The sequence below is a fragment of the Chitinophaga oryziterrae genome (assembly GCF_009758125.1).
GTDB lineage: Bacteria > Bacteroidota > Bacteroidia > Chitinophagales > Chitinophagaceae > Chitinophaga > Chitinophaga oryziterrae.
In genome coordinates this window covers 1-20,129 of record NZ_WRXO01000016.1, presented here as the reverse complement: position 1 = coordinate 20,129, position 20,129 = coordinate 1, and the positions used below count along the sequence as shown (strand labels likewise).

Here is a 20,129-nt window from a genome sequence, read left to right as displayed (position 1 = left end):
AGCATAGGTTATTAATTGGTCGTCATAAATTTACTGGACAGATTCATAGTTTGTCCGTCAGAGATCTGCAAAATATAAATACCGGAAGTAAAGCCGCTAACATCTATGTCCTTGGAAACTGTTGATACGGTACCAAGATCATAAATGCCTCTTACTACACCAGTGCTGGTATAAATCTTAATTACAATCCTGCTTGTTTGTAACAATGTCAGTCTTACATGCAATACAGTAGTTGCAGGATTTGGATAAACCTGTAAACTTGTCGCTGTTCCATCAATAAGACTGGTTTTACTACCCACCGTGATAGTAACATCATCTGTGGCTGTATTGCCATAAGTATCGGTTACTGTTAAGCGGAACACATAAGTGCCGGCTGCCGAAAATGTAACAACAGGTTGCTGTGCTGCCGGATTCAGGATGCTTGAGCCTGAAGGCCCGCTTACCAGTGTCCATGAGTATGCAGATACATATCCTCCTGTAGCATAAGAGGCAGTGCCATCCAGTGTTACCAGGTTAGTACCGGGATAATTGATCGTCTGATCAGCTCCTGCATTCGCCACCAGTACATTGGCCGGATTAGGTTTTACGATAATCGATTTATCATCTGTAGATGCAGCACCAGCATTATCTGTCACCGTTAACCGGAACACATATGTACCTACGGTCGTTAACTGGTTCAGGTCGGTAGCCATCGCAGCGGGGGTTACAATGGAAGCGGTAGAAGGTCCTGAAACCTGCGTCCATTTGTAACTTACTATTGTGCCATCACTGTCAGCAGAAGCGATTCCGGTTGCATTGGAATTGTTCTGAGGCTGGGTAATGGTAACATCTGTGCCGGCATTAGCTACCGGTGGCTTATTGGTCGTAGAAACTACAGCCGCTTTTACAATAACGCTTACCTGCGCAGTGTCTTTAGCGCCCTTATCATCGGCAACGATCAGTCTGAATACATAAGTACCTGCTGTAGTCAGCTTACTCACGGTAGGTTTGGCAATAGTGGCAGTGGTAATCGTTGACGTCACCGGGCCGGACGATTGCGTCCAGGCGTATGAAGCAATGGTACCGTCTGCATCTGTAGCGGAACCGTTTAAAGTAGCCTGGGAAGTTGGTAAAGTGATGGTGATATTACTACCCGCACTCGCAACCGGAGCCTGGTTGACAGCTGTAGCCGATTTTACAATCACACTTACCTGTGCAGTGTCTTTAGCGCCTTTATCATCCGCAACGATCAGTCTGAATACATAAGTACCTGCTGTAGTCAGCTTACTCACGGTCGGTTTGGCAATAGTAGCAGAAGTAATCGTTGACGTCACCGGGCCCGACGACTGTGTCCAGGCGTATGAAGCAATGGTACCGTCTGCATCTGTAGCGGAACCGTTTAAAGTAGCCTGGGAAGTTGGTAAAGTGATGGTGATATTACTGCCCGCACTCGCAACCGGTGGCTGGTTAGTAACAACAGTAGCAGCTTTTACAGTAACAGTTACCTGGTCTGTAGCGGTAGCACCCTTATTATCTGTAACAGTGAGTTTAAAAACATAAGAGCCTGCAGTCACCAGTTTGCTGATAGTTGGTTGAGCTATAATAGCTGTAGTAATGGTAGCAGTTGCTGGTCCGGATACCTGTGTCCAGGCATAGGAAGCAATCGTACCATCAGGATCACTGGAACCGGAACCATTCAGCGTAGCTGTCGCAACGGGTAAGGTGATTGTCAGATCACTACCTGCGTTAGCTACCGGAGCAACATTCGTTACGGTACCGGAAGAATATTCATCCGCACCAACATCGTATCCTGCTCCCTGTGGTCTTGCTTCATTATCGATGTCGTACTTGAAATAAGCACTCAGGTCCTTCCCCTTGTCTATTGCAGGAGATCCTAAAGCCAGGTGGAAGTTCTTATTTGCAGCGTCTGCAAATTTAACGGTGCTGACATCTGAATAATTAAGGTTGTTTACAGAAAGGTAATCCATACCCGCATCGAAAGACAGATAAGAAAGCGTGCCTCTTGTTGATAACGATCCTGGTGTTACCAGCAGGTTGTTATAAAACAGGTTGCCCTTAGCGACTGTTCCATAGCTGTTCTGGAAACGGATAGCATCTCTTCCTGAATTATAAACAGTGTTATTGAAACCATATACCTGCAATGGCACATAGTTATTCTGGGTTGGTCTGTCATCTATAAATATAGCATCCTGTCTGGCAGTTGAACCATCCCATCCTGCATCACTCACTATATTATTATATACATAACAAAGGCCGATACCGAATACCTCGATACCATTACCTGTTCCTTTAATTACGGTGTTATTATATACCTTACCATTGGTTTCCCCACCCAGGATGATCCCGGCCTGCTGGCTGCCCATATTGGTGGTACCATAGTTGGATACTTTGTTATCATGAATCTCTACATCCTGTGGGGCAGAAGCTACCTGTATGCCATCCCATCCGGTATTGGCAGTAATTACATTGTAGATTCTGAGGCCATAGATGCGGGGAGGCAGTACATTCTTCACGGTACCATCTGCGCAGGTCACTTCTGTACCATTGGGAGCAGTATTCCCGATATACATACCTTCTCCTGATACATCATGAATATAGAGGTCATGTAATTTTACATTACGGATAGCAAAATAAGGATACTGGTTAGCGGTTTCACAATCTGGATTCACTTTCGCCATCATCCCAACTTCGCTGCCTGTTATTTCCATTCTGTCCGCTTCGTAATCGGTACATCCCTTACCCATCGCAACACCCACATTCAGTCTCTTAGTAACACCGTTAATACTGAAACCATATTTGTCGCTGCTACCGGAACCGGTAACCTTGAAGTATTTCACATTATTGAAGATGAAACCATAACTACCACCGTTCCCTATTTTCACCTGTCCGCCGCAATTGATGAACACAATTGGTTTGGCCGCTGTACCGGTAAAATTGAAGAACTGCATGTAGGAATAGTTACCCGCCTGTATACAAACAGTATCACCCGGTTGCACCGTCATGGTAGCGCCGTTGATGTATGCACCACCATCAGTACCTGGTTTGATCAGGAATTTACAGAAGCTGCATGTTGTTGTTGTAGCCGGCGTTGTGGTCGTTGTTGCAGCAGCTACCGTTACAGTGGCCTGTTTGCTGCTTGTACCACCCGCCGCACTTTTCACGGTGAGGTTGAATACATAAGTACCCGCTACCAGGTTACTGGCAGTGATAATTGCTGTACTGGTACTGCTCAAAGTGGCTGTAGAAGGCCCTGATACCTGGCTCCATGTATAACTGGCAATAGTACTGCCGGATACGGTAGAACCAGAACCATCCAGTGTTGTACTGTTTACCGGTAGTTTGATCGCAATACTGGTGTTTAATATATTCACAACAGGTGCAGCAATCGTTACTGCAGGAGAAACGACTACACTCACCTGTGTACTGGCGGAGGTGCCCGCAGTATTCTTCACTGTGAGACTAAACACATAAGTACCTGCTATGAGATTACTGACAGTAACACTTGCCGCAGTAGTATTGTTGAAAGTGGCTGTAGAAGGCCCTGATACCTGGCTCCATGCATAACTGGCAATAGTACTGCCGGATGCAGTAGAACCGGAACCATTCAGGGTAGTGCTGCTTACAGGAAGCGTAATATTGCTGGCAGTAGCAACAGCCACAGGTGCAGCAATTGTATTACCGGCACTGGCCCTGCTGTACTGCAGCATCCATTCATAAATATTGGGGGATTGATAAGCATGCGTGGCATCATATGCTTTGTCCCATACGTTATCGCTATGTGTTCCACCTGCATAGGTAGTGGCAATAGCAGGGTATTTAGGACCGCATTTATTGATGTCAGCAACATAAGTTATCTGATTGTCAATGAAACTGTCGTTGTCTCCGCAAAGGAACCAGGATCCAATACTGCCGCTGGCTACATTGCAAAGGCCAGCAACTTTGCTGGCATCAATGGCGGCGGTAGATACCGGTACAATCGCCGCAAGGTTATTAGCGTAAGTAGCGCCTGAGGCTACATAGTTCAATGTGCCATACCCACCGGCACTTAATCCTGTGAGATAAATACGTGATGCATCAATACGATACCTGGATTTGATATCATTCAGTACATTTTGGATCATAGTTTCACTGGCCCAGCCATTAGGGATTTGAGGTGAAACAGTAATGAATTTGAATAATTTTCCGCCAACGGTGAACTGCATCTTTGCACCGTTCGCGATAATTTTAGGCAGACCGTGAGACAATACAACATTCAGATCTGTACCACCTTCTCCTACTCCATGCAGGAAAATAATGAGTGGGTAACTGGTAGATGTGGTGCTGTAATCATCCGGTAGGTGTAACCATGCCCCGGTGGTTACGCCGGTGGCCAGGTTTACGGTAATCTTAGTTTGGTCTCCCTGGGCTCTGCTTTGATATGGAGTAAGCAGACACATCAGGAGGCAGGCACATATAAGTAGCCTTGCAATAGTTTGGTTTCTCAATGCTGGTTAAAATTTTAGTAGCGTTTTACAATAGCCTAATTTTTTCGTAATTCTTAATGTCCTGATTTTGTCTTCTTGTCGTCCCTGGCAAAAGTAGTATAGATATTTCTTTTTTAATAAAAAAAACAAATATAAAATATTAAATAATCCATTGAATTTAATAATATATATTGAATTGACCAAAAATATGTTGCGCGCTATAATCAGTTAAAAAAGAGAATTCTAATATTATCTTACTATTACTTGTTTGTTCCTTAGCTCCTGCAAACGGTTATATAACAATATTCCTTTAACTGCTGCACCGATTGATATTGCAGGACGTTCGCAGTTGAAACGGTGCAATATGCGTGGTGAAATATCCTGTTTGTGGTTTGCAGTGCCAAAAATTACATCTATTGGATCCGGTCCTTCTAATATGGTATCGAAAAAAGTACGGCTTACGCCTGCATCGGTATGAGGAAATGCGAAAGCACGATATGGTAAATGAAAATGTCCGGTTAAAAAGTTAACGGAGTCTCTTGTCTGTGCCAGTTGCTCTTCCAGTGTAAGCTGACTGTAATAAGGGTGGTCCACGCTATGCCCCCCTATGGCAAACCCCTGCCGCACCAGCTTCCCTACTTCCTCCAACGTCATGAACGGACGTTGCTGCTGCAGATAATCTGTAAAGGACAATCCCAGTGCAACTCCTGCTTCTTCTGCCAGCTGCCTGTTATGATAAGAGATCTTTTTTACAGCAGGAACCAGTTCGGAGGGATTTCCCAGTACAGTGCTGAGTTTTGCCAGTGCGGCAGCACTATGTTCTCCAGTTTGTATGGCCTCTGTGATCAGGCTTATTTTGAATTTGTAAAACAGTTCTTTGTTATCCAGGAATGCGCTGTTCAGAAAAAATGCAGCTGGTACGCCTTTCTTTAATAACAGCGGTGCTATGTTTTCTGTAATCTCACGCAGCCCGTCATCAAATGTAATCAGGAAAGACCTTGCCGGTAAAGGCTGTCCGGATTTAACAGCAGCAATGACATCCTGTAACGTAACCGGTGTGAAATGTTTGAGTAAATAATCCAGGTCCTGTTCAAAAGCACGGATGTTTTTAAAAGGATAGAGATGTTTGATATGAGGTACGTCCTTATTGCTGACAAGGTGATGATATGGAAGTAGTAAACCCCCGTTCTGCAACATTTTTATAGGTAATAGTTGCACAGCACTGTAGAAAGCATTTTTCGCAAGACTCATATATAGGAAGGGTAAGTCCTGTTAAAGGTAATGAAATATATCAATGTCGTTAAACTCAGTTTAAATATTATCTGGCAGATGTTATTGCTTATAAATACACTGCATCTGACTGTTTAGTTCTCTGATGTAGCTTTGGAATATGGGTTCAGGATTTGTATTTCAATTTAACTTCACCTAAAATTCATGTCAAATAAGGTGTATTTATGAGCAATAACATCTGGCGCGAAGATTATGTAATCAAATTGAGTCACTACCTGCTGTTAGCAAAACGTAACATTTTTTAAGCGATATGGTTTTTTTATAAGAAATTCGTTATCCTTTTGAATTCAGACAAGATGAAAATATTACATACTGCGGACTGGCACCTGGGGAAAAGACTGGAACAATACGAGCGTACTGAAGAACACCAGGATTACCTCGACTGGCTCATACGCATACTGGATGAACAACAAATCGATGTACTGATCATTGCCGGAGATATCTTTGATAGTGGCAGTCCTTCCAATACAGCACTGGAACAATACTACAGCTTCCTCCGGAAAGTAAAGGATACCTGTTGCCGCGAAGTGATTATCATCGGAGGGAACCACGATTCCATCAGCACACTCAATGCGCCCAGGGTACTGCTGAAATATTTTAACGTACACATCATTGGTGGTGTGCCCGAAGAATTTACAGAACAAATCATTCCTGTCCGGGATACAAACGGGGAAACGGCGCTCGTCATCTGTGCCGTTCCTTTTCTCCGCGATAAAGACATCCGTTTGTCTGTCCCGGGTGAAACAGGCGAAGAGCGGGAAATACGCATCAAACAGGGTATTTACAACCACTACAACCGTTTCATAGAACATATTGCTGCCTATAAAGCAGCTGGTATTCCTGTCATTGCTACGGGACACCTTTTTGCTGCGGGCTCCAGCACTTCCGATAGTGAAAAGGAAATTCACGTAGGCAACCTCGGACAGGTAGCCGGCGATCTCTTCCCCCGGGAATTTGATTATATCGCACTCGGACATATTCACCGCCCACAGATGGTGAATAAACTGGCGCATATCCGCTATTCCGGTTCTCCGATCCCACTTAGCTTTTCAGAATCCGATAACACGAAACAGGTCATCATCCTGGAATTTGTCAAAGGAGCATTACTGAAGATAGAAGAATACGAAGTACCCGGCACCCGCAAACTGATCCGCATTAAAGGCGATCTTGATACAGTGATCACCAAACTGAGGAAAATCACAGATCCCGGTTTTACTTATCCTGCCTGGGTTGAAATACAGCTGGAAACAGATGCTTACATGCCCGATCTGGAAGAGCAACTCAAAGAACATAGTCACGATTTTATAGAGCGTTTTTTCATTCGTCAGATAAAGAAACATTCCACAGAAACACTGGAACAACATACAGATGAAGCACTACAACTGGCAGATCTCAATCCCAAAGAAGTATTCCTGAAACGATGCCAGGCTGAATTTGGAGAAGAAGACTACAGCGAACTGCTAAGCACATATGAAGAAGTATTGGAGTATATGATACAAAAGGAAGACTGATGAAGATATTAAGTGTAAAGTTCCAGAATCTCAATTCACTGAAAGGTGTACATGAAATCCGTTTCGATGCTCCTCCTTTTACAGAAATAGGATTATTTGCTATTACCGGGCCTACCGGTGCCGGCAAAACCACTATCCTGGATGCTATCACAGTCGCATTATATGGAAAGGTACACCGTCACGAAAGTGATGTGGAAGAGATCATGTCCCGGCATACCGCTGAATCTTATTCCGAAGTGGAATTCGAAGTAAATGAGAAAGCATACCGCGCTAAATGGTCGCTCAAACGTAGCCGTGGTAATGTGAGTGGTAAAATACAGCCGGAAAAGATGGAACTCTCAGAAGTGGCGACAGGTACATTCCTGGGTGGTCATACTACCGGTTCCGTGAAACAGGAGATCAAAGAATTGTGCGGACTCGATTATAACCAGTTTATCCGCTCCGTAATACTATGCCAGGGCGACTTTACCATGTTCCTGAAAGCAAGTGATAACGAACGAAGCGAACTACTGGAAAAGGTAACAGATACCGGGATCTACACAAAGATCTCCATATTCGTTTTCGAAAAACAAAAGGAAGAGAGCAACAAATTAAATACCCTTCGTCTGCAATTGGAAGGCGTTGATTTACTGACAACCGAAGAAAGAAATATACATCTTGAAAATCTGGAGGAACAACGCAAAAGTGAAACGACTTTAAAAACAGAACAAGCCTCTCTGACGGATAAGATCAACTGGCTTCGAAGTATTGCAAAACTGGAAACAGAAAAGGCGCAATACACTAACGAACTCACTGAGAAAAACACCTTACAAACAGCACATCAGGCAGATTTCGAACGACTAAGGCAACATGAAAAAGCCGTAAACTTCAAACCTGCCCTGGTAGAATTAGAAGGTATTACCCACCAGTTAGATAAGACTACGCAGGCCCTCACCACACAACAGGGTCTGTTACCCGGTTATAAAGCAGCCGTACAAACAGCTACAGAAAACCTCTCTGCGGCTGAATTGTCCGTTACCAGTGTCCAGCAGCGTTTATCAGCACTGGAACCTGTATTGGAAAGAGTATTAACACTGGATGCCAATATTAAACACAGCACTCAGCAGGAAGAGAAATACAATATACAATATCAGCAACTGGTAACTATTGTAAAGGACCTGCATACTGACAAAGAACAAAGGAACAATGACCTGCAACAGAAGCAGGCACGCATACAGGTTTTAGATACATGGCTGGCAGCACATCAGCAGGATATAACACTGGAAAAACAGTTAATTGCTTTAAAACAATACCATAAGGAACTCAGCGATACCTTACAGGCAATTACAAATGTAAACACAGAGTTAGCTGAATTTCAAACAAATAAAGCCAAGGGGCATGCATTTCTCGCAGAAGTAGAGAAAAAAATCATTAAACTTCAGGGAGAGATTGATGTAAAGGAAATTTATATCAGCCAGTTAAATAAAGGATTGGTCAATGACTTTTCCGGTAAGACGCTGGAAGAACTGGAACAAACAGCCGGTCAGTTGCCTGTTGAAATAAACAACCTTGAGAACAAATACAGACTTGCAATAGCTTTCGACAACAACAAAGCGCAAAGACGAACACTGGAAGAAAGCATTGTCAATCTTGAAAATAATTATACAGAGAAGCAAACAGCCTTTGTTCTTCTCAGCAAGGAAAAAACGGAAGCAGAAACACAACTCTCAGACTTACGGCAATTAGTAGAACTGGAACAGCGAACCCAGAAATACGAAGCAGACAGGTTACAACTGAAACCCGCGCAACCCTGCCCCCTTTGTGGCGCTATTCATCATCCTTATGCCGAAGGGAACTATACAAACAAACTGAGCGAAGCAGAAGAAAGAAGGAACAAGCAACAACAGCATGTACTGAGTCTTACAGAACAGTATAATAAAAGTAACATCGGATTAAACACATTACAGGTTAAAATTCAGACCAGCAAAGACGAACTTGCAAAACTTATTACTGCATCCCGGGAAACAGTCAATGAGTTCAATCATAACAATCCGGGGGCACTGGATATAACAGCCCCTGCGCTTAGTTCACATCTCATTCAGACTATCCAAACCCGCAGGCAGTACTATAGTTCCTTACAGGCGGATATCCTGAAAATCAGAGAAACCAGACAACTGGTCCGCGATGAACAGGATAACCTGGCGACTCTCATGCAGTCATTCGCTACAGAACAGGGAACAAAAGCCCGTTACCAGGAAAGAATTGATGCCCTTTCTGAATCTATAGAGAGAAGCACTTTTCAACTCCAACAGCACTCATTAAAACAAACAACGCTCACTGAGAATATCACTGCCCTGCTGAACCCTTATCAGATCAACTTTGAGTTTAACCGGATAAATGCCATTGAAACGACTCTTTCCCAAAGATGGGAAAAGTACGATCAATCAGCTAAAGAACAACAGCAGCTTAAGCTGGATCGTATCCAGGCAGAAAATACATTGTCAAACATTACCCGCTCATTAACTGAAAAAACAATAGAACAAACCGCCCGTGAAACAGAATGGAAACAGGAAGCAGCAAAGTTAAAAACGCTGAAGGACGAAAGGTTTGCACTCTTTGCAGATAAAGATCCCGGTAAGGAAAGAACAATACTGAACAATACCCTTCAAAACAACAGGGATAAAAAAGATAAAGCTCAGCAAACACAACAAACCGAAAGGGAAAAGCTGAACATAACAACGGAAAAAATAGTCCAGCTTGGCAAAGACCTGGAAAGTTATCAATCAACCCGGCAACAATTAACAAACCAACTATTAACAGCTATCAGTAAGCAGGGATTTGATTCCATTCCGGCTTTAAAAGCGCTATTTCTCGATGAAAATGAACATAACAGGATAAACAAGCTGGAGAAAGAAATAACGTCAGGAATCGCCTTATTACAACAATTGCTGATCAATACTGAAGCTGTACGTGAAAAAGAACTGGCTAAAGCATTAACTACTGAAGATGAAACGGTTTTAATCCCTCAGCTGGAAACTGCCAACGCAGCCATCAGCGAATTGAACCAGCAGATAGGAAAGTTAAAACAGATCCTGGATAAGGATGATGAACTCAGGAAGAAGTCAGCAGAGATAACAGCCCAACTGGATATCCGGAAAAAGGAATTCGACCGCTGGTTAAAGTTATCGAACCTCATCGGCTCTGCGGATGGTAAGAAATTCAGGCGTTTCGCCCAGGGACTTACCCTGGCCCGTCTCACAGACCTTGCCAACAGGCACTTGAATAAATTCAGTGACCGTTACACCATTCTCAAAAGCAAAGAAAATGATCTTGAGTTACTGATCGTTGACAGTTACCAGGCAGATGTGGTACGCCCCATGGCTACCCTCTCCGGTGGTGAGAGCTTTCTCGTCAGTTTAGCGCTGGCCCTTGGCCTGTCCGATCTGGCCAGTCATAAAGTACAGATCAACTCTCTCTTTATTGACGAAGGTTTCGGTACACTGGACGCAGATACATTGGACATCGCCATTTCCGCACTGGAAAACTTACAGGCAAACGGGAAAACGATCGGTATTATCTCGCACGTGGAAGCCCTGAAAGAAAGGATTGTCACACAGATACAGCTCAGTAAGCAGTCAGGAGGATGGAGTGACATAAAGATCATATCAAGGCCTGAGGAATTAAGTGCATTGAGATAAAAGAGAAGTGCGGCTTTGCCGTATCCTATTCCCTGTTCGTTGATATGGCTCTCAACTGTCTTCTCATTCGTACAAAACTGGCGCCTACCATGTATCCAACATTAAACTGCAATCTTACACCGCTGTAACTTGTCAAACCACCTATTGAAGGTGTATAATCAGGACTCCACAGGTACTTTACTGACATATCATAGGTGAGCCGGCGGCCCAGTCTGGAAAAGATTCCCGGCCCGGCCTCAAGGGAAAACTTTTGTTGTGAATAATCGGTCGTATTCATACCGCTACTCATACTCCCCTTGAACCGGATCAGTGTCGTATTCACGGCACCTGCCCCGAACATGAAATATGGTTTGGGTTCGGCGGTTAGCTTTGTTCTGAGAAATGCCCTTTTTGACCGGATAAAACCAATATTCTCGTCATCTGCTTCACTGACTATGTCTGCATCCAATGCAGCGATCTGCGCCCTTAGTCTGCCCTTGTAACGCTCGTTGTAAAGGCCACCCAAACCAAACTTTATATAGGCAAAGTTTGACAGGATCATGCCTGTACTTCCGGTAATATGCATAGATGATGATCCTGATGTTAAAGATGTAAACTTTTCGGTTCTATTCATTTGTATCTCTATCCCCACACGATGCCTTTGTGAAATGAAATGCTCGGAAGACAAACCGAATACGAATTTCCGTTCAGAGATATTCACTCTTGTATTAAGATCCTGGGCCCCTTTGGCATATCCGGCAACAAACATAGACCCAAGGGACACGCTAATGATACGATTCCCTACAAATTCATCCAGTATCTGATCAGAAAGATCATGTTTTATTCTGTCGTACATCTTATCGTAACGTTCCAACCGTTCAATCTCCCATTCGTAATCTTTTTCATTCAGTAGTTTTCTTCTCTTAATATAATACATAGAATCAGCAGGCATCTCTCCAACCGTCAGCCGGAAGTGTGGATGTTGCCGGTTCATCCTGTGAAACCGGAATACAGCATCTCCAAAAAAAGTAGTCCCGATCTGCATGGATGGCATCATAAAGAGCATACCGGGGAAAGAGGTGAAGTATTCCGGCATGAATGACATTGTTGGCATCATAACGGCGCCTTTAACGGCACCATCTATAGTTCTGTTCAATGCCCTGAACGATGTTATATCTGCAATTTTAACAGTATCGAAGTCTAATGAACCCAGGTGTAGAGGAATTGGCAAAGGGATAAAAGGTGGTCGTTTTACAAAGATCAATGCGCTATCGGTTATTGCTACCAGGTTAGATTCTACATAGTAAGTATGACGGTTAAAATCACTTCTTATCAAAGGTTGTTCCATCACCCTTTTTTCTTCCGACCGGAACCATAACTTTATAAAACTTCCTTGTTTAATGGTATCCTTAGTACCCGTTTTATTGTTCTCTTCTACCAGGATCTTCTGCATGCCGTTCACCTGAACCGGCGGTGGTAACGGACGCTGGGCATATCCTTCATAAAATGACATAAGAATCAACAGTCGTAGTAAAAATTTCATAGTATATCAGCGAAAATCCCTTTTATAATCCCCTTACAAATCTATAGTATGAGGCCATCGCTTAAAAAATAAAGGGGAGAATCCGACTAAAATAATGGAGAACCGTCAGACAGGCGTTTTGTTACATCGCGGTAGGTATCACCGATAGGAAATTGCTTGTTTTCTATGAAAATATAGCGGCTGTTATAGGATGTTACCCTGGATAAGTCAATAATATATGACCGGTGTATCCTGGCGAATCTCCGGTCTGACAACTTTGATAAGACCTCCTTCATGGACATCATTGAAAGGATAGGTTTGGGAGAGTTATCTGTATAGATCTTTACATGATTATTCAGTCCTTCTATATACAGTATTTCAGACAGCGTGATCTTCTTAGTCTGATATTCTGATCTGACACTAAGGAAAGCTGTATTAGCATGTGTGATATGCTGCTGAAGAGCCACAAAATGACAGGCTTTCTGAGTCGCCTGCAGAAAGCGCTCGGTGCTGATTGGCTTTAACAGGTAGTCCAGCGCTGCGACCTCAAAGCCCTGAACAGCGTAATTACTATAGGCTGTGGTAAAGATGACCATAGGCTTTGTATTAAGCGATCTGTAAAAAGACAAACCGTCAATATCGGCCATTTCGATATCCAGGAATATAAGGTCTACGATGTTGTTATCGAGGTATTCTCTGGCCAGCGCAGTACTGGTAAAGGTACCGGCCAATGTTATACTATTCAGGGGCTCACTGTAAGCCTTTAGTATGTCGAGAGAAAGCGGTTCGTCATCAATAGCAATACAATGTAACATCGTTTAGAGTTTTATTTCCAGTTGAACAACAAATTCATCCGGCAATTCGCTGATAGACAGATCGTGGCGGTCGTGATATGCCAGGTCCAGGCGGCGCCTGACGTTACTGATACCTATCCCTTTATGATTATCCTCCTGATCACGATGCACAATCGTATTTTCCGATCTGAACCTAAGTATTTGCCCGGAGAGGTCAATAGTAATGCTCATCCGGGTTTCCTGGTTACCTGATATCCCATATTTGAAATTATTCTCGATAAATGGTATCATTAATAATGGGACAATCGTTAATCCGGTAGCGGCGCCATTTATTTCAAAGTGTACACTATTATTACTTCCCAGTCGCATCTGCTGCATCTTTACATATCCACGCATGTAAGCAATTTCCTTTTCCAGCAATACCTTTTCTCCTTCACTTTCATACAACACATATCGCATCATCTGGGATAGCTGTAATATGGAAGGTGCCGTATTATCAGATTGCCGGATCGCCAAAGCATAGATGCCATTTAAAGTATTGAAAAAAAAGTGAGGATTGATCTGATTCTTAAGTAAGATCATCTCCGCTGCATTTTTCTGCATTTCTATTTCCATTTTATCCCGTTGCGACTGCTTCCATTCATTATGCTTATGCAAAATATAAGAGAGCATAAAGGATAGCGTGAGCATCAGTAATGGCCCTACAGGCATGACCAATGAATCAATAAAGTGAAAGCCCTGTGCTAACCTGTTTAAAATAATATTACATGCAGCAGGAATAAGAAGATAAATAAAGGCTGTCAGCAACAATGCAATGGTATAGTGTACATACTTTCTTTTAAGATTAAATGCAGGGATGAAATAATAGTAATTCAGATAATATCCTGCGGCAGCCAATACATTCGTCAAAACCAGCGACTGAGAGAACTCTCCCGCATTTAAATTAATACGCTCCCCCGGGGGAGGTATTGTGAAAACCGGGAAGCTGACAAATCCCGCAAGGAAAAGAAAATGAGTAAGAATAACGGATATCCTTGTTTTCATGACTGCAAAATAGTCAGTCTTTGAGAGTAAAACTGCATTATAGACAGAAAGTTAAAAAGGTACGACGTAATGCCATATTCCGGAGACAAAAAGAATGTTACCCGAAGGACCGGGAGTATTAAGATGAGTTGGAATAAGTTAAAGTACCCAAATAAATACTGTTGGCACACGTAATTCCATTTTCACTAATAAAGGACAGATAAGTTTCTATTGTTTTATCTTTCCAGGTTTCATCTGACAATATCAACACATCCCTACCTGTGCTTCTTTTTTCGCCACATAGCTTATACTCCGCTTCGTTCAGTACAGGTGAATAGCCGAGCAGCATTACACGATCACTGCTGTGCGTATAACTCAGGTCAGGTGTCCAGGTAAATATTAATTTGTTACCCTGTATGGTTACTGCAGCGTTAATACCCTCCGTGTTTATTGGGCCTTCGGTTAGTCGCGCCTGTGCATAATCTATTGTATAATTAGGGTACTCACCTCTAAAAACATGTTTCAACTGGTAACCTACTGCTGCTGCATATGGAGTAAGACCTTTACCAGTAGTAGCATAAGTAAAGCCTGCTTTTACAAAATCTGTAAAAGCACCCAGAAACTGGTGTGTCTGTACCATTTTTTGCCTCCATGCCAACTGCTTTTCTGTAGGTGGTTTTGAGGTCTTTTTACGGCGGCTGCGGATAATCTGTCTTCCATTGAGCATATAACCTTCCAGGTTGCCTACTATGCCCACAAAACCGCCTAAAATGCCGTTAATTAATCGTGCCATTAAATGTTGTTTTTAAATTTTGCTAATAAGTGTGCTACGTGGGTTAACTGTAGCTGATTGCGACAAAGTGGAGGTGTTTTTCAACAAGTGGTAAGCGTCCTTTCCTTCCTTCAATTCATATGGCGAAATTACGACCAATACATGTAACTTATCTGCACAGATCCAACATTTAACAGAATTTTTAGTTTGAGTAGTGATTGCGTGGAGTGTTATGGAATTGACCATACGTTGAACATAGGTTGAATATACTTTGGTCATCTCCGCTCCGAAGCATCAAAGTATGTTCAACCTATATCCAGGCTATGTTCAAAGTATGTTCTACTTTCAGAGACTCTCCGGAGCTGTCACCAACCTGGGTTTACCTTTAGTATGGATTCCGGGAGATATGAAAGACATTCACTATTTTTATTCAAACTTCCACTATGAAAATACACGCTTTAATTTTTCTTGCTCTGGCAGCCTGCACATCATGTACCAGAACAACCGTTCCTGTTTCACAATCATCACCCATAAATGGTACCTGGCGTATGTTCGCCGCCAAAATGATCAAAGGCAAAGATACTACTATTACTTTCCCTGTTGAAGGTCAGGAAATGATCAAGATCTTAAACAATACCCACTTTGCCTTCTTCAAACACGACCTGCAACATGGTAAAGATTCTGCCAAAGCCGTATATGATACCGGAAGTGGTACGTACACATTAGATGGGGAAACCTACACAGAACACCTGACATATTGCAATTACAGGGAATGGGAAGACAAAGATTTTACCTTCAATTTGCAGGTAAAACACGATACATTAATCCAGAAAGGAATTGAGAAGATAGAAGACTTGCAGGTTAATCGGGAAATTATAGAGATGTACGTACGTGTACCATAAATTATCTGCCTTTTTAGCTACTCATCAGGTAGTATAAGCCCCATATAAGCCCCCTCATAGTCCCCTATAAGCCCCCTACAAGCCCACCTTATATAGAGGGGGCTTATAGCTGTTATAAATACATTTATCATCAACTTTATTGCACCGACAGAGCCGCCTGTTTATAGAAAAACCCAGGTGATGGACATTCTCCCTGTTAAACGGACATGCGTATCAGGTAAAATATGCATACCTTAAACGCAATAATTCAGTGATCTTACAGCACTTAAACAGGTCGTACATATATGAGAAAAACATTAGCCGTTTGTTCGGTACTTTTATCATTGCAATTACCGGTGAAATTTGCGATAGCGCAGGAAAATGAAGGCGTGCATCAAATGTCCAAAGATTACCAGTCGCCTACAGATCCCCTCGTAATCAGAAAACTGGATAAATGGCAGGACCAGAAATTCGGTCTTTTCATGCACTGGGGTACGTATACCATCTGGAACGAAGTGGAAAGCTGGAGTATCTGTCCGGTCGACTGGGTAGTGCGTAAAGGCCCTTACAGTGCTGATTACTTCGGATATAAAAAGGCGTACGAAAACCTGCAGCACTCCTTCAACCCGGTAGATTTCAACCCGGAGAAATGGGCAAAAGCCGCAAAAGCCGCTGGTATGAACTACGTAGTATTTACTACCAAACATCACGACGGCTTCTGTATGTTCGACACCAAACAAACAGACTACAAGATCACCAGTCCTAATACCCCCTTCTCTTCCAATCCACGCAGCAATGTGGCAAAAGAGATCTTCAGCGCTTTCCGTAAAGACAGCTTTATGATCGGGGCATACTTTTCAAAACCCGACTGGCACAGTGAATACTTCTGGTGGTCTTACTACCCGCCAAAAGATGAAAATATCAACTACGATCTGAAGAAATTCCCGGAACGCTGGCAGAAATTCAACGACTACACCTATAACCAGGTAGAAGAACTGATGTCTGACTACGGTTCCATCGATATCCTCTGGCTGGATGGCGGCTGGGTAAGACCCGATGGCAAACAAAGCCTGGACATGAAGAAAATCGTGGGCATGGCCCGCACGCACCAGCCAGGACTTATCGTCGTAGACAGGACCGTTCCCGGTGAATTTGAAAACTACACCACGCCGGAACAATCCATCCCCGATAAGCCCCTGCCCTATCCCTGGGAAACCTGTATGACCATGGGCGATTCCTGGAGTTACAGCTCCCGCGATCAGTACAAACCTTCTCTGAAACTCTTAACGATACTCGTAAAAATCGTTTCAAGAGGCGGTAACCTGCTCTTAAATATCGGACCAAGTGATAAAGGCGACTGGGCTCCGGAAGCCTATAAGCGTTTAGCGGATATCGGTGACTGGATGAAGATAAACGGAGAAGGAATTCACAGTTCTGTACCGGTAGCTCCGTATTCTGATAAAAATATCTATTTTACCAAAGCTAAGAACCAGCCATCTGTATATGCTTTCTTCCTGTCTGACAGTGATACCGTGAAACTGCCCACTGAAGTAGCTTTCCCTGTACAGGATGTAAAGAAGATCAAAACAGTATCCCTGTTAGGTACAAAGGCAAAACTGAAATGGACGTTGAACAATGGTCAGCTGATCATCAAAGTACCAAAAGAATTACAGGAGAAAAGCGGCCTGAAATACATCGCAACATTTAAGATTAATACTGAAGCCTAGAGTTATGCAACTATCATTTCGTAAAATCCTTTGTGCCGGAAGCCTGGCGCTTGCATTTGTTACCGGTACAGCTTCAGCAGCAGTACCAGATAAAAAAGCAATCACTGACCTGGTGAAGAGAGTACTGAAGGAACATGCTGTCCATTTTGAAACCAGCTTTATTCCTCAGGAAAAAGGGAAAGATGTATTTGAACTGGAAAGTAAAAACGGAATGATCCTGCTGAAAGGTAGTAATGGGCTTAGCATCGCCAGCGCCCTCAACTACTACCTGCAAAACTATGCACATTGCGATATCAGCTGGAACGGCACCAACTTAAACCTTCCATCTCCGTTGCCTGTCGTAAAGGAAAAAGTGCATAAAACCACTCCCTATCAATACCGCTATTACCTCAACTATTGTACGTTCAACTACACCATGAGCTGGTGGAACTGGGACCGCTGGCAATGGGAGATCGACTGGATGGCGCTCAATGGTGTGAATATGCCACTGGCAATAACCGGACAAAACTCCGTTTGGGACAGGGTATACAAAGGATTAGGTTTAACAGATAAAGACCTGAGTAACTTCTTTAGCGGTCCCTGTTATTTTAACTGGTTCTGGATGGGCAACATTGATGGATGGGGCGGTCCGCTGCCACAGTCTTTCATGAAAGGTCATGAGGAATTGCAGAAGAAGATCCTGGAAAGAGAAAGATCATTAGGCATGACACCCGTACTACCCGCTTTTACAGGACACGTACCTTCCGCTTTCAAGGATAAATTCCCGAACGCTAAAGTAAAGAAGACCAACTGGGATGCTGGTTTCGATGATGTATACATCCTCGATCCCGGAGATTCTATGTTCACATTGATAGGTAAAAGATTTATGGAAGAGGAGATCCGCACCTTCGGTACGGACCATCTCTATTCTTCTGATACCTTCAATGAGAACCTGCCACCGACCAACGATTCTCTTTACTTACATAATATCAGTAAAAAGATCTACCAGTCTATGACAGCAGCAGATACTGCCGCCGTATGGGTAATGCAGGGCTGGATGTTCCACTACCAGAGCGACTTCTGGCATCCTGCACAGATCAAGGCGCTGTTCACCGCAGCTCCGGATGATAAGATGATCGTACTGGACCTCTACAGTGAAAACTCCCCTCAGTGGATTAAAACTGATGGGTACTATGGTAAACAATGGATCTGGTGTATGCTGCTGAACTTTGGCGGTAACATCAGTATGTATGGCAGAATGAATAATGTGGCTAATGATCCGGCCAATGCATTGCACAATCCTGCGGCCCGCAATATGATAGGTATCGGTCTTACACCGGAAGGTATTGAGCAGAATCCCGTGATGTATGCCCTGATGCTGGAGAATGTATGGAGGGACCAACCCATCAACCTGGATACATGGCTTAAAGACTACACCCGGCGCCGTTACGGCAAGCAGAACACCGATGCGGACCTGGCCTGGGACGTACTGAGAAAAACAGTGTACAATGGTGGCCTTACAGAAGGTGGCCCGGAAAGTATACTCACCGGTCGCCCTACCTTTAACACATCTACCACCCGCACAAAAACACAGCTTGATTATGCGCCCGGTGAAATGCTCCCTGCCTGGGACCACCTGCAGAAGGCTGCCGATGTCCTGAAAAACAGTGATGGCTTCCGCTATGATATAGTGGATGTTACACGCCAGGTACTGGCAAACTATGCGGATTCCCTGCAACAGCAGGTAGCAAAGGCGTATAAAAACGATGACAGTGTGAGCTTTAAGAAGTACAGTCAGCAGTTCCTTGCCTTATTGGATGATATGGACAGATTACTGGCTACCCGTAAGGATTTCCTTTTAGGCAGATGGTTAAGTGATGCTAAAGGCTGGGGAACAACGCCCGCCGAAAAAGCGTTATATGAGCGTAATGCCCGTGATCTGATCACCCTCTGGGGAGATAAGAACAGCCCTTTACATGAATATTCCAGCAGACAGTGGGCCGGTTTACTCAAAAACTTCTACAGGGCACGCTGGCAGCAGTATTTCGCTTACGTGGGCAACTGTATGCGCCAGAAAAAACCGGTAGATGATACTTATTTTGATGACCAGATAAAGAATTGGGAATGGAAATGGGTGAATGCGAAGGAGTTATATCCCGTAACAACCCAGGGAGATGCAATTGTTTTGTCAAAGGCGCTATATGCGAAGTACACGACGATCGTCCATGAGACATATAAATAAAGGTAGTTATGTATTAGTTTGTACTGATTTTTGGAAGAAGGAAAGGGAATCGAGTCTTCATTATGTTTGCCAAATGGTTGCGTAAAGGTGTGAGGGTTCGATTCCAGCTCTGGGCACTTAAAATGCAAAACTAGCTCTAAGAGCTACCGTCTGGACACATTTCTAAAAAGAATCCAGCCTTGCATGACTGCAGTAAATTTTTGCAGCCCCATCCAAAAGGTAGTGATGCCGGGTTTACGTTCTGAGAGATAGCCTTTCCAGCCACCTAA

Annotated in this window: 11 protein-coding genes; 5 read left to right on the top strand and 6 right to left on the bottom strand. The window is 43.5% G+C overall.

Features of this window, described 5'->3' with window-relative positions; translation table 11 throughout:
• Positions 1–11: 11 nt before the first annotated feature.
• Together GO495_RS31200 and GO495_RS31195 are read right to left on the bottom strand one after the other, a co-directional pair.
• Complete coding sequence (locus GO495_RS31200) at positions 12–4,484, bottom strand: PKD domain-containing protein (protein ID WP_157303879.1); 4,473 nt, start codon at positions 4,482–4,484, stop codon at positions 12–14.
• 228 nt (positions 4,485–4,712) lie between these two features.
• Complete coding sequence (locus tag GO495_RS31195) at positions 4,713–5,714, bottom strand: polysaccharide deacetylase family protein (protein ID WP_157303878.1); 1,002 nt, start codon at positions 5,712–5,714, stop codon at positions 4,713–4,715.
• A 335-nt stretch (positions 5,715–6,049) separates the two neighbouring features.
• On the opposite strand from GO495_RS31195, the gene GO495_RS31190 reads away from it, so the two are divergent.
• Together GO495_RS31190 and GO495_RS31185 are read left to right on the top strand one after the other, a co-directional pair.
• On the top strand, positions 6,050–7,264 hold the full coding sequence (locus GO495_RS31190; protein ID WP_157303877.1) for an exonuclease SbcCD subunit D C-terminal domain-containing protein: 1,215 nt from the start codon (positions 6,050–6,052) through the stop codon (positions 7,262–7,264).
• Positions 7,264–10,941: an AAA family ATPase gene (locus GO495_RS31185; RefSeq protein WP_157303876.1), complete on the top strand. Its 3,678-nt coding sequence runs from the start codon at positions 7,264–7,266 to the stop codon at positions 10,939–10,941. Before GO495_RS31190 ends, GO495_RS31185 begins: the two co-directional genes overlap by 1 nt.
• A 25-nt stretch (positions 10,942–10,966) precedes the next feature.
• On the opposite strand, the gene GO495_RS31180 is transcribed toward GO495_RS31185, so the two are convergent.
• From GO495_RS31180 to GO495_RS31165, 4 genes are all read right to left on the bottom strand, one after another.
• Positions 10,967–12,463 carry a hypothetical protein gene (locus GO495_RS31180; RefSeq protein ID WP_157303875.1) on the bottom strand — a complete coding sequence of 499 codons (1,497 nt, stop codon included), beginning with the start codon at positions 12,461–12,463 and terminating at the stop codon, positions 10,967–10,969.
• Positions 12,464–12,549: 86 nt separating this feature from the next.
• Positions 12,550–13,257, bottom strand: a complete 708-nt coding sequence (locus GO495_RS31175; RefSeq protein ID WP_157303874.1) for a LytR/AlgR family response regulator transcription factor — start codon at positions 13,255–13,257, stop codon at positions 12,550–12,552.
• 3 nt (positions 13,258–13,260) lie between these two features.
• Positions 13,261–14,280, bottom strand: coding sequence for a sensor histidine kinase (locus tag GO495_RS31170; protein WP_157303873.1), 1,020 nt, complete (start codon positions 14,278–14,280; stop codon positions 13,261–13,263).
• A gap of 118 nt (positions 14,281–14,398) precedes the next feature.
• The gene (locus tag GO495_RS31165) at positions 14,399–15,052 is read right to left on the bottom strand and encodes a DUF6266 family protein (RefSeq protein WP_157303872.1); all 654 of its coding nucleotides are present in this window, start codon (positions 15,050–15,052) and stop codon (positions 14,399–14,401) included.
• A 422-nt stretch (positions 15,053–15,474) separates the two neighbouring features.
• Between GO495_RS31165 and GO495_RS31160 the strand changes: the two genes are divergently transcribed.
• The 3 genes from GO495_RS31160 to GO495_RS31150 all read left to right on the top strand — a co-directional run bounded on the left by GO495_RS31160 (position 15,475) and on the right by GO495_RS31150 (position 19,860).
• On the top strand, positions 15,475–15,933 hold the full coding sequence (locus GO495_RS31160) for a hypothetical protein (RefSeq protein WP_157303871.1): 459 nt from the start codon (positions 15,475–15,477) through the stop codon (positions 15,931–15,933).
• Between the two features lie 284 nt (positions 15,934–16,217).
• Positions 16,218–17,639: an alpha-L-fucosidase gene (locus tag GO495_RS31155; RefSeq protein ID WP_157303870.1), complete on the top strand. Its 1,422-nt coding sequence runs from the start codon at positions 16,218–16,220 to the stop codon at positions 17,637–17,639.
• A 4-nt stretch (positions 17,640–17,643) separates the two neighbouring features.
• Positions 17,644–19,860, top strand: coding sequence for an alpha-N-acetylglucosaminidase (locus GO495_RS31150; protein ID WP_157303869.1), 2,217 nt, complete (start codon positions 17,644–17,646; stop codon positions 19,858–19,860).
• The last annotated feature ends 269 nt before the right edge of the window (positions 19,861–20,129 follow it).